Source organism: Rahnella perminowiae, assembly GCF_019049695.1.
GTDB classification, from domain to species: Bacteria; Pseudomonadota; Gammaproteobacteria; order Enterobacterales; family Enterobacteriaceae; genus Rahnella; species Rahnella perminowiae.
This window is the reverse complement of sequence record NZ_JAFMOT010000173.1, coordinates 16167-30123: the sequence shown is the minus strand read 5'-3', so window position 1 is coordinate 30123 and position 13957 is coordinate 16167. Positions and strand designations below refer to the sequence as shown.

Below are 13957 nucleotides of genomic sequence, written 5' to 3'. Positions count from 1 at the left end.
GAAAGGTATCGGTGAAATTGTGTACCGGAAGGATTTTGTATGCCTCAATCAAGTGTGGAAGAAACGTTTCTGACGCTTGCTACATTATGACGAAATCAAGGAATTATGATGAAAAAGATCACGTTAGCGCTCGCCCTGCTTGGCGGTATCACCAGCACCTCAGCCTTCGCCGCAGAAAAAACGTTTCCTCTCGAAGCCTTTAACAGCGTCGAGGTCCGACAGGGCATCAATCTCACCATCAAATGTGCCGCAACGCCTTCGATGGTTGTCACCGGTTCTGAGGATACGCTGAACAAATTAAAAGTGACGAATGCCAGTCACGCATTACTGCTGATCAACGATGCTGCTGAAAATGATCGCTTTGTCTCGCACACGCTGGATATCACGCTGTATACCAGTGCTCCGCTGAACAGCCTGGCGGGCAAGGCCGGCGTTAAAATTACAGCACCGGCGTGCTCGGTTGACCCGTCTAAACTGGCCGTTTCAGGCAGTATGGGCGCAGATATTCAGGCTGAAGGTAAAACGGCTGAATTAAATCTGGATCTGGCGATGGGCGGGACGTTTAACAAGAAGCCCCACGAGTTTACGGCAGAATCAGCGAACGTGCGCATGAGCATGGGTGCCGAATCCTCCCTGTGCCATATCCCCAAAATCCAGGGCACTCTGGCAGCGGGTGCGCGTATTTCCGTCAGCACCTCTGCGCAGGTGGATACCGGTGCCGCCAGTGCTTTCGCCAGCGAGATTTCAACTTCCGGCTGCGCTTAATTCCCGGTCCGGTGAAGACAGACCTGCCATCTGACGGGCAGGTCTTTTCGCGTCTGACAGGCACCATACGCCAGACAATAAAAACCGTCATTCTCAATGACTGCGTGGTGTAACACCCCCCTCTCCCCCGTATGTTCATCCAATACGTCAGCTGTTGCATTATTCTGAGGGAGGGCACAAAAACTGGCGAGCGACTGTGTCAGCCCGGTTCCACGCGCCTTCAGCCAGGCTTCCTTAATACTCCAGAGCCGGGTAAAACGGACCAGGTAATGTTCTTCATCTTCTGCCAGCCAGCGCTGCTCATCCGGATGGAAAAACCGGCGGGCAATCGCTTTTTTTACCTCAACTTTACCGCTTATCCTTTCCAGATCCACGCCAACCTCTGTTCCGGAACAAAGCACTATCGCAGCCGATGCCCCGCTGTGCGATAGGTTGAAATGCAACCATGGTGCCCCGGGCAGCCAGGGTTTACCCTGAGGCGTCCTTGCGATAATGAGTTGCTCATCTGTCACCGATAAACAGTTCGCCAGCACCTGACGCAGCCAGCATTGTGCCCGCTCACGCAGGGATTGCTCAGGCCGCGAATACTCAAAATGATGGAGCAAACACAGCCCTTCACCTGCCCGGAGTTCAGGAAGAGGATCACAGCGGTAAATTGAGGGTAACCCGGCAACCGGTTCGATCATGTCGATTCTCCAGAGACAGATAGCCGCCATGGCTTTCAGCGATTTGCCGGCACAAAATCAGTCCGATGCCGCTGCCATTAGGTTTAGTGGTATAGAAGGGGACAAACAGATTTTTGGGGTTGGTCAGTCCGACGCCCTGATCAAGGATCGTCACACACAAACGCCCTTTTTCCTGCGACCATTCAATGCAGACCGGCGTGGTGGAATCACTCATCGCTTCATCCGCATTCTTGATAAGGTTGATGAGTAGCTGATGGATCTGCACCCTGTCCATAGCCACCATCAGCGGCGCGGGGCCTTTCAGGCAAATATTGCGATGCGCGAACAACAGAGGCAATTCTGAAATCAGGGCCGCGAAATCCAGCGGTGCCTTAACGGGCGGCGCGAGTTTGCTCAGTTGTCGGTAACTGCTGATAAAAGCAATAAGCTCTTTCGCCCGGCGGTTTATCAGATCAATACCTTCCGCAAAGCCTTCGGGCAGATTTTCTGAATGGCGGCGGTAATGTTGTTGCAGCATCTGACTGATAGAAGCAATCGGGCTGAGGGAGTTATTAATTTCGTGACTGATAACGCGCAGCAGGTTTTGCCAGGCTTTTTGTTCTTCCTTGCGCAGCATGTCGTCTACGTCACTGACAAACAGCAAGATATTCCGGATCCCGTCAATCATATAGGTATCACTGGAGACGTTATAACGTCCCGGACGCCCTTCGTGGTGGGATTCAACCGGATGCTCCCGGTTAGCATTTTGCAACAGGGCATCCAGTTGCCAGTGGCTGGATTTTTCCCCGATCAGCTGTTCAAGCGAGGTCCCGAGCATGCGTGATGCTGCCTCATTACACCAGATCAGCCGGTGGTTATCATCCAGCGCAAAAATGGCCACGTTGATATTAGAGATGACTTTTTGCAGCAGAAAATCCATCTCTTTCTGCTGCTGACGGTGGCGGGATAACTGACCTGAAATGTCATTGATCTGTTCAATGACGCCTTCAAATACGCCCTGCCCGCTGGTCACGCCGCGAAGGCTAAAATCTTCCTGCTCAACGGCTTCCAGCAAGTTGGAAATAACGTTGATTTTATAGAGAAGTTGCTGGAAGAAGTGATAAGAAAAATAAACCAGCGTGGCACACAGGATAACCAGGGTAAGCGATTTGAGATAAACCGACTGATGCGGGAAGAGCCACAACAGAAGATAGGCAATAACCCCCCCCAGCGGGGACAAACTGCACAGTAATAAATGACGCGACTCAAATGACCGAAAAAGTTTACTCATGACAGATTTTTAGTTTATCCAGTCTGCGGTAAAAAGCACTGCGACTCAGCCCCAGCGATTCCGCTGCTTTGACAGCATTCCCGTCATATTGACGCAGACGCTGTAAGAGTAACGTTTCTTCCATTTCCGCCAATGTGCCCGTTTCAGGCGGGTTAACAGGGTTATGACTTTGCTCATGTCCGGCGGCCCCGGCCCTGACAGGCAGCGGCAGACACAAATCAGCCAGGTCAATAGTATTATTGCGGCACAGCAAAACACCCCGCTCAAGCAAATGGCTCAGTTCGCGGATATTTCCCGGCCACGAATAGTCATGCAATCCCTGTCTCGCCAGCGCTGATAATACCGGTTTAGGCTTATTATATTTGCGGGCAAAGCGTTGCAGGAAACGTTCAGCCAACGGCTCAATATCCTCCTGCCTTTCGCGCAGCGGCGGTAACTGTATCTGGATGACATTCAGGCGATAGAGTAAATCCTGGCGGAAACGCCCGTCTGCCACGGCGTTTTTAAGATCCGTGTTGGTTGCAGCAATTATCCGGCACCCGGTGGTTTGTGTCCGCGAGGAGCCCACACGTTCAAACTGCCGCTCTTCCAGGACACGCAATAATTTCACCTGTTGTGACAGCGGCAAATTACCAATTTCATCCAGGAATAGTGTGCCTTTATCCGCCAGTTCAAAACGGCCAATCCGGTTTTCCCGCGCGTCGGTAAAGGCGCCTTTTACATGACCGAACATCTCGCTTTCAAACAGCTGCTCATTGATACACCCCATGTTAACTTCAACAATACTGTGCTCAGAACGGGAGGACAATTGATGGATGAAGCGGGCCAGCAGACTTTTGCCGGTGCCATTTTCACCCAGTATAAGAATGCTGGTATCGGTGGCAGCCACAGTTTCAACAACATTGATTAAGTGTTGCATGGCCGGTGAACGAACCACCCATTCGCTGTCCATGTCATCTTCAAGTGCCCGTTTCAGCAGCTTATTTTCTTCCCGCAGGCAATTCCCGGAGCGTCTCGCCTGGCTCAGTGCAATCTGTTGCTGAACAATGCTTAACAGGCGTTCGTTATCCCACGGTTTTTGAATAAAATCCGCCGCACCGGCACGCATTGCGCTTACGATAATGTCCACACTTCCCCACCCCGTCATCGCCACAGCGGGAAGACAGTCATCAAATTTCTTTAACTCATCCAGCAGTTGCAAACCCTCAAGACCTGAGGTGGTGTCTTTCTGAAAGTTCATGTCCATCAACACAAGATCAAAGGCTTTGTCAGACAAATGTGGCAATAACCGGTTAGCCTGTGTTTCCAGAGTCACGTCATACCCTTCCATACGCAGCAACATGTCGAGGCTGGTCAGAATGCCCGCATCATCATCAATCACAAGAATACGTTTTTTTTCGTTCATTAAAGCATCCGGCTTGTGCCGCCGCACCCCGCAGGCGCGGCGACAGGTTATTCATAGCGAATGGCGTCCGCAGGCGACATCCGGATGGCACGTCTGGAAGGCAGCCAGACGGCTAACGCCACAATTAAAGAAATCATTACCGCCACCGCCCAAAAGAGTAGCGCAAAGGACGTATGACCGTTACCCAATATGCGCGTCAGCTTTGGCGCGACAAAGAAAGCCAAAGGCAGCCCGATAATCAGGCCAATAAGTAATTGTTTGCTGCCCTGGAGCATCAGCATGCGCAACAGAACCCCTTCCGTTGCCCCCATCGCCATACGCACCCCGATTTCCTGAATACGTTGATTTATCACATTGCGCATCACGGCATAAATGCCGGTGGCAGCCAGTATTACCGCGACCAGCCCAAACAACATGAACAGATTGGCAATGAAATGCAGCCCGGCGGTATTCCTGGCAAGCCGTTGATTTAACGTCTGTACCTGATTAACCGACAGTGTACTGTCAATTTGTCGTACCGCATTAACCAGCGCAGGCCCTAACGTATCAGGATTCTGCGCCCTGAGCACCAGCGTTAATGAGGCCGCAGGTATTTGTTCAAGGGAACGGTAAACCGTGACCCGCTGGCGAAATGCACTGAAAGGCCTGCCATGAATGACGTTAGGCACCACACCGATAACGGTGAACCAGCGCTGGTCGTTTGTGTCACGAAAGCGCAGACGTTTACCGATAACATCCCGCTCACCCGGCCAGAACTGCTCTGCAAAGGACTGACTGACGACCACAACGGGCTGCGAGTCCTGTGTATCACTGCTGGCAAACTCTCTGCCTGCCACCGGCGTGATCCCCATTGCCACGAGGCTACCCGGCATGACTTGCACGTCATTAACCAGAGGATAAGACCAGCGATCTTTACTGTTATTGGTGGAGGAATCGATATCCACCTGATGTGGTACTGTAAATTGCCCGACCGCACTGGTGGTGATAGCGGTTTTTTCTACGCCAGGAATGGTGCTGAGAGAAGATTGCAGACGCTGATAGAACTGGATCCGGCTCGCATCATCAGGATATTGACTGGCATTCAGGTTTATCTGCCCGGTGAGATAGCCCTGCGTATCCACGCCGTAATCCGCCCGGGTAGCCTGATAGACCAACAGGGCCAGCAGCGCACTGATACACAAAATGGAGCAGGATAACCCGACTTCAAAGGTCACCAGAATCCGGGAAATCCTGCCCGCCCCGCGACTTTGCGCCCCCCGTGTACCGTCACGCAGAACATCGTTAAAATTACCATGCGTGATTTTCCAGGCCGGCAGAGCGCTGGTCACGACAGCGGTAATAATAACCAGAGCCAATGCATTGAAGATCATGATGTTATCGAGTGACAAATGCCACCAGAAGGGAATTTTGTTGGGCACAAAAGTGGGGAGTAATGCATTGGTGATCTCCAGCCCCCAGGCGGCAAGCAGAACGGCGATCACACCCGAGAAGGCGCAAATAAATAAGCTTTCCCACATCATTTGCATCACTAAACGGCCGGAAGGTGAACCCAGCGCGACGCGGATGGCAATTTCTTTTGAACGTTCTGTTGTCCTCGCCAGCAATAAGTTTCCGACATTACAACATGCCAGCACCAGCACAAAACCCACCGCGAAAAGCATGACGATAAATATCGGCATGGTCTCCTCACCCATGAAGTTTTCCTGGAATGTCAGCACCTGAGCAGAAAGCCCTTTATTGCTTTCAGGGTACTCAGAGGCCAGCGATTGCATCACCCGACTGAGGTCACGGTCTGCCTCATCCAGGGCGATACCGGGTTTGAGACGCGCATAAACAGAAACCTCAGGCGCACCGGTCCGCATCAGATACTGTGATGGATCCAGTCTGGAGGGGAGCCAGAGATCATGAAAGAAGGGAAAGGCAAAACTGGCGGGCATGATGCCTACAATTCGCGTGTGTATGCCATTAATCAGCACATCCCTGCCAATAAGCTGTTCATCGCCAGCAAAGTAATTTTGCCACATGCTGTAGCTGATGACGGCAACCGGCGTCGCGCCAGGCTGGACATCTTCACTGTTAAGCACCCTGCCGCGATAGGGCTGGACACCTGCATAAGAAAACATCTCCGGTGTATTGCGGATTGCCATGTAGGAAACCGCTTTCGTGCCGTCACTGATATCTGCGCGCTCAGCATAGAAATAGCCCACTTCATCGAGGGTGGTATTACGCGCTTTAATTTCCTTATAATCCAGAAAGTTAACCCCTGAATCACTCAGACTGACACCATTAACTGTCGGATTAAGCAAAACCATATTTTTCCCGTCCGGGTAAGGAAGCGGCGTAAACATGATGGTATTAATCACTGAAAACATATAAAGCGTCAGCGCCAGGCCACAGGACATTATCAGCACCGTGATGAAGGTAAATGACGGGCTTTTCAGTAACAGGCGTAAGGCATATCGGATGTCAAAAAGCATGTTACGCTTCCTTTATCAGGGTCAGTTCCCGTGACACATGTCCGTCTCCGACTACCTGTCCGTCAGAGAGCACAATGCTGCGCTGCGCCCGCTCAGCTGAACGGGGATCATGGGTAACAATGCAGATGGTGGCGCCTTCCTGATGCAGCTTATCGAGAATATTCAGCACCGCCTCGGCATTGTGGGAGTCCAGGTTACCGGTCGGTTCATCCGCCAGAATAATGGAGGGATTACCCACAATTGCCCGCGCGACGGCCACGCGTTGTTGCTGTCCGCCTGAGAGCTGGGAAGGATAATGGCGTCCCCGGTGAGACATATTGACCTTGTCTAATGCTTCAGCCACCCTCTGCTGCCGTTCGGTTTTAGAAATATCTTTGCGGTAAGTCAGGGGCAGTGAGACGTTTTCCTCAATGGTCAGATCACTGATGAGATTGAAAGACTGAAAGATGAAACCGATATCGCGATTTCTCACCAACGCACGTTGCTTTTTAGAAATATTTTCTACGTTGTGCCCGGCCAGCTGATAGGTACCGGTTGAGGCCACATCTAACAGCCCCAAAATCGATAACAGCGTCGATTTCCCGCACCCTGAAGGTCCGGAAATCGCCACATATTCACCTTTAGAAATACTGAGCGTAATCTTGCTCAGGGCGTGAGTTTCGATTTCATCTGTTAAAAATATCTTGTTCACATCAGTGAGTTCTACCAGTGATTCCGTCATTTTCATCTCCATAGCTTTATACGATTAGCTGGCGTCTTTTGCAGGTGAGCCGGCATCATTTAGTCATCTCAATTTGATCAGCCCCTTGCCAGGCCGTGCTGTCACTGAGAATAATTTTGTCTCCCGCACGCAGGCCACTGGTCACCTGAATATAATCTGCAGATCCTTGCCCGAAGTTGACCTTCATTTTGGTGGCTGAATGTTCGTTTTCATCGAGCTTATAGAGCATCGACGGTAAATTATTTTGCGCGAACGGTGGCCGCTCGACGTACAGAGAATCATTAATTTTCGTCACTGCAATCAGGCCATCAACGCTCAGATCAGGACGGGCTTCCTGCGGCAGTGGCTGGTTGAATGTCACATCCACCTTAACCGTGCCATTCGTCACTGCCGGGTCAACCCGTGACAGCACGCCTGTGAACTGGCTGCGTCCGGTATTGATCGTCACCTGTTGTCCCACAGCCAGATCGCGGGATTGTAATTCCGGCACTTTGAGTTCAGCGTAAAGCTCCTTTTCTTTCGCCAGACGGGCAATACTGGTCCCTGTGGTGATCCTCTGCCCCACCTGTACTTTCACATCCTGCAAAATTCCCTCTATCGGCGAGGTGACATTAAGTGAATCAACATCCTGCTGGCTCAGTTGCACCAACGATTCCAGCTTGTTAAGACGCATCGCGCTGGCTTTGATATCCGCATCCACACTGAGCCTGAGGGTGCTCAGCCGTTTTTCCTCAAGAACCAGTTGCTGACGATATTGTTCCGTATTAATACGGGTTGTTTCATATTCCAGCACCGGCACTGCCGCAATATATTTCTTTTGCGCGGCAAGTCGCATCGTAGAGCTGAGTAACCGGCTTCTGGCATCAAGAACCAGTGCTTCCTGACTCAGTATCTTATTTTGTAATTCTGCATTAGTCGCGTCGGTCTCAGCCCGGCGGGCATCCAGTTCGAGCCGGTTTTCTTGTAGTTTCTGCTCCAGCGTCGGGTTACTCATTCTGACCAGCAATTGCCCTTTATTTACCTTCATACCGGGTTTGTAGATGACTTCTTCCACGCGCGCATCCACATTCGCAGCAACCCAGTTAATATCACGCGGCAACAATACCCCGTTACCCCGCACTTCAACCGAGAAATTTCCATACTGAACCTGCCCGACAGCAATACTTCCACGGGAGATCTGATAGGGAGAAAAACGGTAACTGTAGATTGCCACCAGCGCGGCCAAAAATAACGCACCCATAACAATAGATTTGCGGTATCGCTTCAGTACAAATTTATTCCCGGTCTGCGGGATTGAAATATCCATGATAATACCTTTTCTGATAACTCCTTAGCTTTAAGCACAAAGCATGCCAATAGCAGAAATAAAATTAACTTAATGATTTTGAAAGAATTTTTAATATGAAATAAATCCCCTCTTTCCCTTTGTTCCATTTCTATCTCATTAATGGAACAGCAACCGGGACGGCAAGACCTGTCCCCTCTTTTTACCCTGCACAATCCCGCTTATAGCAAGGATTCCCATTAATGGGATATTGGCTCATTCACATTAATGACCACGTTTCGAAAATGGGAATTTCGCGTTCCATTAACAGAAATTGATAATAATTTTATTAAAAAACAGACAGTTAAAACCAATAAAAATATGGCATAGAAATTGCTTAAGCCTTTCATGTACGGAGTTACGCTTTTAAAAAGTTCATCATTAATGGCTTGCACAGAAGGGGTGGGTATGTGGCAACGCAAACTGTCGAACGCTGAAAAAACACTTTTCACTCAGAAAATAATCGAGGATCTGAATCATCGTCATTTAATTGTGTATGGAAAACATGCACATACCGAAAAAGCATTATGTGTTGTCAGGATCATTAATTTTATGCTTGAGAATATTTCTGACGAAATAACGCTTGAGGATTTGGAAAAGATATGTGGTAAAACACGATTTGATATTTGCCGGGTATTCAAACATTTCTATGATGTCACACCGATAAAATGGATGTGGAAAGTCCGGCTCGCCTTAGCAAGGGAGTTTATTCATTTAGCACCCGAATGGTCCCTGACGGATATCAGTTATGCTTGCGGATTTTCATCATTACCGCATTTTTCCAGAAGTTTCAGCAAAACCTATAATGAGTCTCCCCTTAAATTTAAACAAAATGTCCTCAGGACAACACGGCCTGAAAGTAAAAAAGAAACCTCAGATTATGATTTTATTTTTGGCATTCAAAGAAATAACTTTTCGAGAAGCATGTTAATTAATAATCTGCACAGTTTATAATTATCACAAGATCACTTATGCCTTTTTATATTATTCGCTACGCGCAATATCAACTTTGGTTCAGAAAACGATGAATAATCTTCATGCACAGTCTGACTCACAAAATCTGAAATGTGATTAAAGACAGCAGGGTCACGTAATGCGCCATTGTGACCCTGGCCTTCTGTCACAATTAATTTACTTTTCTCCAGAGAGCGGCTCAGAATTACGGCTTCATCCAGTCCGATACTGAGATCATTTTTATCATGTAATATCATCACAGGCTGCGTTATTGCTCCGATGAGTTCCGGACCAATAGCATCAGGATGAACGCCATAGCGGAGTTGATAAAGCTTTTTCATGGAACCGGCAATACGCTTTGGAAGCTTATTATTGCAGACATATCTGTCCATCATCTTTCCATAACTGCACGGACTGCTGATTAAAATCATGCGCTTAAAAAACAGCCCCTGTAATGCCGCCATGCAGCCAATTAATCCCCCCGTCGAATGGCCAATGACGACAGAAAAATGGCCATAGTGTTTTTCCATATCCATCACTGCCCGTGAAAGATCATAGAAGGACACTTTTTTGCCGGGAGAAATTCCATGTGCCGGAAGATCCGGTGCATAAACACTGTAACCTTTTTCCTGTAACCGCTGTGCCATTTGCCGCAACATAATACTTCTGCCATCCCATCCATGAAGCAGTAAAACTTTCTCTGCCTGCGGGTCCGCTTGCGGGTAAATAAAAACCTTAACAAATGATTTGCGCCAGAAAAGCTCCTCCTGCAGGCAGCGGCTGAGCAGCATGATTTCACCCTGTTTATAGGGTAAGGGCCGGGTCTTTTCGAACAGACGCAACGCGTATAAAGCAGAAAGGTAAGAAGACATAACATGCAATGAATATAAATCGAATAAACTTATTAGTTTGCATGCCCTGCTATAATGTGTCGCAGGTCTGATTTTCGCTTTCATCAATAAAGAGGGGCGTAATCTCATCAGAACCAGCACCCGAAGATAATTTTGGTGCACCAGTGAAAAGAACAAAAGAACGGGGTAAAAGAAGCTATAAAACATTGCCGCTCCCTATTTTATTTGCCAGACGCCAGTACTCCCTGCCGAATGCGATAAAGTAGATGACATTGAATATAATAATAATATTCATGATGCTTTTTAGCTGGGAAAAATTGCCCCACCCCACCAACAGGGTGATGACTGTCAGTAATTCAATGATAACGGTTAATACCAGTACCCGTCTGGCCTGATCAAGTTGTTCGAGTAACGCCTGAAGAGAGGCAACAAAAGATGTCAGGAAGAAAGTCGGTAATAATATTAATAACATCTGACTGCTGACATCTTGTATTGTTTTGTCGCCCGATAATATTTTAATCAGACTGGCCTCGGTAAAATAGACCCCCGAAGTCAGCAGAAGATAAAAGATGCCAATAAAAGTGAGTCCCCGATGCAGTAAACGTTTTAATTCTTCCCCTGTACTGATCGCCAGACGCTGGTTAATTAATATCGCCAGGGCAGATCCGCAGGCCACAGCGGGAATGACGATAAACATTCTGATTTTGGTGACGATCAGAAAGCCGGCAACATATTGCTCACCCAACGTACCTATTAACGGGAATATCAGTAGCGAACTGAAAAATAGTACCACCAGCGAGGCAAATATTGGCATTCCCACCTGAAACAGAAGCCCGCTGAGGCGCGCAATGAAAGCCCCCGGCCGGTCATCTTTCACGTTACGGCCTATGCGCCATACCAGCCAAAGCGCGACGGGGATAAGCAGGGCTGAAGCCAGAGAATTTGCCACAATAATGGAGTAAAAACCTAACCCGTAGAACTGATAGCAGGCGTAACAGAGAAGCGCATTCAGAACGATATAGGCGATAACTAATACCATGCTCAATGCGCTTTTCCCTTGTCCCCGAAGTGCACTGTTACACATCTCGAGTTGTATAAAAGGCAGCATGGAGAGGAAATAGAGCGGTAATGCAGAGGCATAGAATTCATTGCCGGCGACCGGCAGCATTGCCTGCAATAGTGAGGAACACAGGGCCGTCGCGCCACTGAGCAGCGCCACAATCAGGATACCCAGCGTCGCCAGCAGTGACGTTGCCTTCAGCACCTTTTGCCGGGACCACAGATTCAACGAACGGGCACTGAAAACCTGATTAGTGATAGCCAGACATTCCAGAATAGCCAGGAATAAAAAACTGAAAGGCTGAAGCATGGAGAGCAAATAAATTGATCCGGTTTCGCTTCCGTGACCCAAAATGGCGGTCTGAATATTTTGGGAAAAGGATACGGCAATCGCCACAATAATCATCGGCCAGGCTAACTTCATCAGGTCGGTGATATCTTTGCCCAGGCTTTGGCGTCGCGGCATCGTCATTTCAGATGGGGAGTTCATATTGCATGCTCCTGATAGTCAGGCAACAGAGTTACAGCCCCGGATGCTGTTTTTCCATACAGGCTATAAATCATTACCGACAGATAAGAAAAGCTGTGAGTTGAGCCTGATAAGTAGCCGTGCCCGCCCATCAGTTTTTCTGCTCTGTTGGTTAACACCGTGATCTGCCAGTGATCTGCCTGCGCCCCGGCAAAATCCTGTGCTGCAACGCGCCTTTGCCATTGGATCAGCAACAATTCTGTCTGGTTGCTGAGATCGGCGAAATCGGCCTTCACCAACTGATGTCGGGTGGTTTTAACACCAAAACTCTTGCGCGCGGATAAGTGCTCCCAGCTGATTGTCAGGATCTGGCTCAGAAGCCCTAACCGGGCCGCAAAAGAGGCAACCAGCGGGATCGGGTCTGTACCTGTCGCTTCTCCAGCGCTGTATTGCAAAGAGATACCCAGTGAAGCCAAAATACGGTCAGACTCCGTGTGCTCATCCCTATCCGCTTCGCTGTGTTGACCCACCAACTGATACCCGCGACAAAATACGCCACTCGCAGGATCTGCCCACTTCTGACGCATCTGCCGGAGGGCATCTGCTGGCTTAAGGTCTCTGAACAAAAAATAAAGCCGGGTAAACTCCTCTTCAGACATCAGAGCTCTCCAGCTGCAGGTGTTGCTCAATCCACTGGATAAGTTTTCCGACCGTGGTAAATGCATCCTGATTGATTTGATCAGGTTCAAACATCAGGCCGGGGATTTTTTCCTCCAGCGTGAGTAAGAACTGAACAAATAATACCGAATCCAGATCCAGATCTTCATTGAAATCAGTGTCTGACGTAATGGAGATTTTTGCAGACATAACATCGTTTAATGCATCATTCACTGCCGAAAGTAGTGCTGACATGCTTTACCTCATTAATTTCGTTTTTTTCAATCAGGATACAAGACATCGTTATCCCCATTCCCATTGCAACGCAGAGAATTCTTTTGCCGTCGAAGCGCTCTAATAATGAAGACACGTTAAATAAAATATCAGAACAATATGCATGGCCATAACCTGATATATGTTCTGTAAAAAGCTCGCCTCTGAACTTCAATTTATCAGCTATACGTTTAAGCATGGGCATATCTATATTGCCAGGAACGATAGCATCTATATCGCCGATGGAGAGATGAAACTTATCCAATACATAGGTATAAAAATCATAATAATCCTGCTCAAGCGATGAAAATAGTTCCCGCCTCCGGGCAGCCGTAGACTCACGATGATTGTTATAAAATGAAGATAAATGCCGCACGGCGGTGTGATTGATTTGCCACCGTGAGTGCCCCGCGTTCAGTAGCATTGCCGCAGGGACTTCCGCCATGACACTATTATCAAGCTTATTAATATCACTATGAAACGCTTTTTCCCCCGTCAGGAGGATCATCGGTTGCTGGCTTTTTATGACCCGGCTTTTTAATAAATGGATCGCAGACAGTGCCGACGCGCAATGATTAAGACTCACCGTTAATGTTTCCCAATGGCCTATTCCGCAACCGATGGCGATCTCATCGAGCCAGGGGGTTTCAAAAAAAGTATTGTGCGTCTGGGTTTTGGCATATATCAAATATCCCTGCATGTGCGTTATATTTTTATTTGCACCCACCAGCGCGGAAAGGGTTTCCTGCAACATTTGTGTATGGTTACCCGTAAACATCCCCACGCTGTTCAATGAGTAATAACGTTCAAGAACCTTACGCGCACCTGCTTTTAAATTATGAGATGATTCAAGTGTACTTAATGGTCTTAAAGAGATGCGATCAGGTAACCAGCATAAATCATTAAGTGGCAACATATATTCTCACAGGAATTTATTTTTAGATTTTTTATAAGCGCAGTCCATAATCCCAGAAAAAAAACGCATTTTTTGCCTGCAATTGCTTAAAGTGGCATCGATTCCCATTTTTAAATCCCACTAATGGAAT

Annotated in this window: 13 protein-coding genes; 2 read left to right on the top strand and 11 right to left on the bottom strand. The window is 48.4% G+C overall.

From position 1 onward, the window contains the following. Positions 1-105 precede the first annotated feature (105 nt). On the top strand, positions 106-765 hold the full coding sequence (locus tag J1781_RS10795) for a GIN domain-containing protein (RefSeq protein ID WP_238483508.1): 660 nt from the start codon (positions 106-108) through the stop codon (positions 763-765). On the opposite strand, the gene J1781_RS10790 is transcribed toward J1781_RS10795, so the two are convergent. The 6 genes from J1781_RS10790 to J1781_RS10765 are packed head-to-tail and all read right to left on the bottom strand — an operon-like array spanning position 762 to position 8630. After that, positions 762-1451 (bottom strand): 4'-phosphopantetheinyl transferase family protein, encoded by a 690-nt coding sequence (locus J1781_RS10790; RefSeq protein ID WP_217233525.1) that lies wholly within the window; start codon positions 1449-1451, stop codon positions 762-764. The genes J1781_RS10795 and J1781_RS10790 overlap by 4 nt on opposite strands. Next, positions 1408-2721 (bottom strand): sensor histidine kinase, encoded by a 1314-nt coding sequence (locus J1781_RS10785; protein ID WP_129953408.1) that lies wholly within the window; start codon positions 2719-2721, stop codon positions 1408-1410. The genes J1781_RS10790 and J1781_RS10785 overlap by 44 nt, the downstream gene beginning before the upstream one ends. Further along, on the bottom strand, positions 2714-4126 hold the full coding sequence (locus J1781_RS10780) for a sigma-54-dependent transcriptional regulator (RefSeq protein ID WP_129991089.1): 1413 nt from the start codon (positions 4124-4126) through the stop codon (positions 2714-2716). The genes J1781_RS10785 and J1781_RS10780 overlap by 8 nt, the downstream gene beginning before the upstream one ends. Positions 4127-4173: 47 nt before the next feature. Beyond that, positions 4174-6603: an ABC transporter permease gene (locus J1781_RS10775; RefSeq protein WP_217233524.1), complete on the bottom strand. Its 2430-nt coding sequence runs from the start codon at positions 6601-6603 to the stop codon at positions 4174-4176. Position 6604: 1 nt separating this feature from the next. Next, positions 6605-7324, bottom strand: coding sequence for an ABC transporter ATP-binding protein (locus tag J1781_RS10770; protein ID WP_129953405.1), 720 nt, complete (start codon positions 7322-7324; stop codon positions 6605-6607). A 55-nt stretch (positions 7325-7379) separates the two neighbouring features. Next, complete coding sequence (locus tag J1781_RS10765; RefSeq protein WP_217233523.1) at positions 7380-8630, bottom strand: HlyD family secretion protein; 1251 nt, start codon at positions 8628-8630, stop codon at positions 7380-7382. A gap of 426 nt (positions 8631-9056) precedes the next feature. On the opposite strand from J1781_RS10765, the gene J1781_RS10760 reads away from it, so the two are divergent. Further along, positions 9057-9602, top strand: a complete 546-nt coding sequence (locus J1781_RS10760) for a helix-turn-helix transcriptional regulator (RefSeq protein WP_217233522.1) — start codon at positions 9057-9059, stop codon at positions 9600-9602. Between the two features lie 11 nt (positions 9603-9613). On the opposite strand, the gene J1781_RS10755 is transcribed toward J1781_RS10760, so the two are convergent. From J1781_RS10755 to J1781_RS10735, 5 genes are read right to left on the bottom strand one after another with little or no spacing between them, the layout of a single operon-like run. After that, positions 9614-10660 (bottom strand): alpha/beta fold hydrolase, encoded by a 1047-nt coding sequence (locus J1781_RS10755; RefSeq protein ID WP_217218769.1) that lies wholly within the window; start codon positions 10658-10660, stop codon positions 9614-9616. After that, the gene (locus tag J1781_RS10750; RefSeq protein WP_217233521.1) at positions 10650-12002 is read right to left on the bottom strand and encodes an MATE family efflux transporter; all 1353 of its coding nucleotides are present in this window, start codon (positions 12000-12002) and stop codon (positions 10650-10652) included. The genes J1781_RS10755 and J1781_RS10750 overlap by 11 nt, the downstream gene beginning before the upstream one ends. Further along, complete coding sequence (locus J1781_RS10745) at positions 11999-12640, bottom strand: acyl-CoA dehydrogenase family protein (RefSeq protein WP_217233520.1); 642 nt, start codon at positions 12638-12640, stop codon at positions 11999-12001. The genes J1781_RS10750 and J1781_RS10745 overlap by 4 nt, the downstream gene beginning before the upstream one ends. Next, complete coding sequence (locus J1781_RS10740; RefSeq protein WP_129953399.1) at positions 12633-12893, bottom strand: acyl carrier protein; 261 nt, start codon at positions 12891-12893, stop codon at positions 12633-12635. Before J1781_RS10740 ends, J1781_RS10745 begins: the two co-directional genes overlap by 8 nt. Next, complete coding sequence (locus tag J1781_RS10735; RefSeq protein WP_217233519.1) at positions 12865-13827, bottom strand: 3-oxoacyl-[acyl-carrier-protein] synthase III C-terminal domain-containing protein; 963 nt, start codon at positions 13825-13827, stop codon at positions 12865-12867. The genes J1781_RS10740 and J1781_RS10735 overlap by 29 nt, the downstream gene beginning before the upstream one ends. Between the last annotated feature and the right edge of the window lie 130 nt (positions 13828-13957).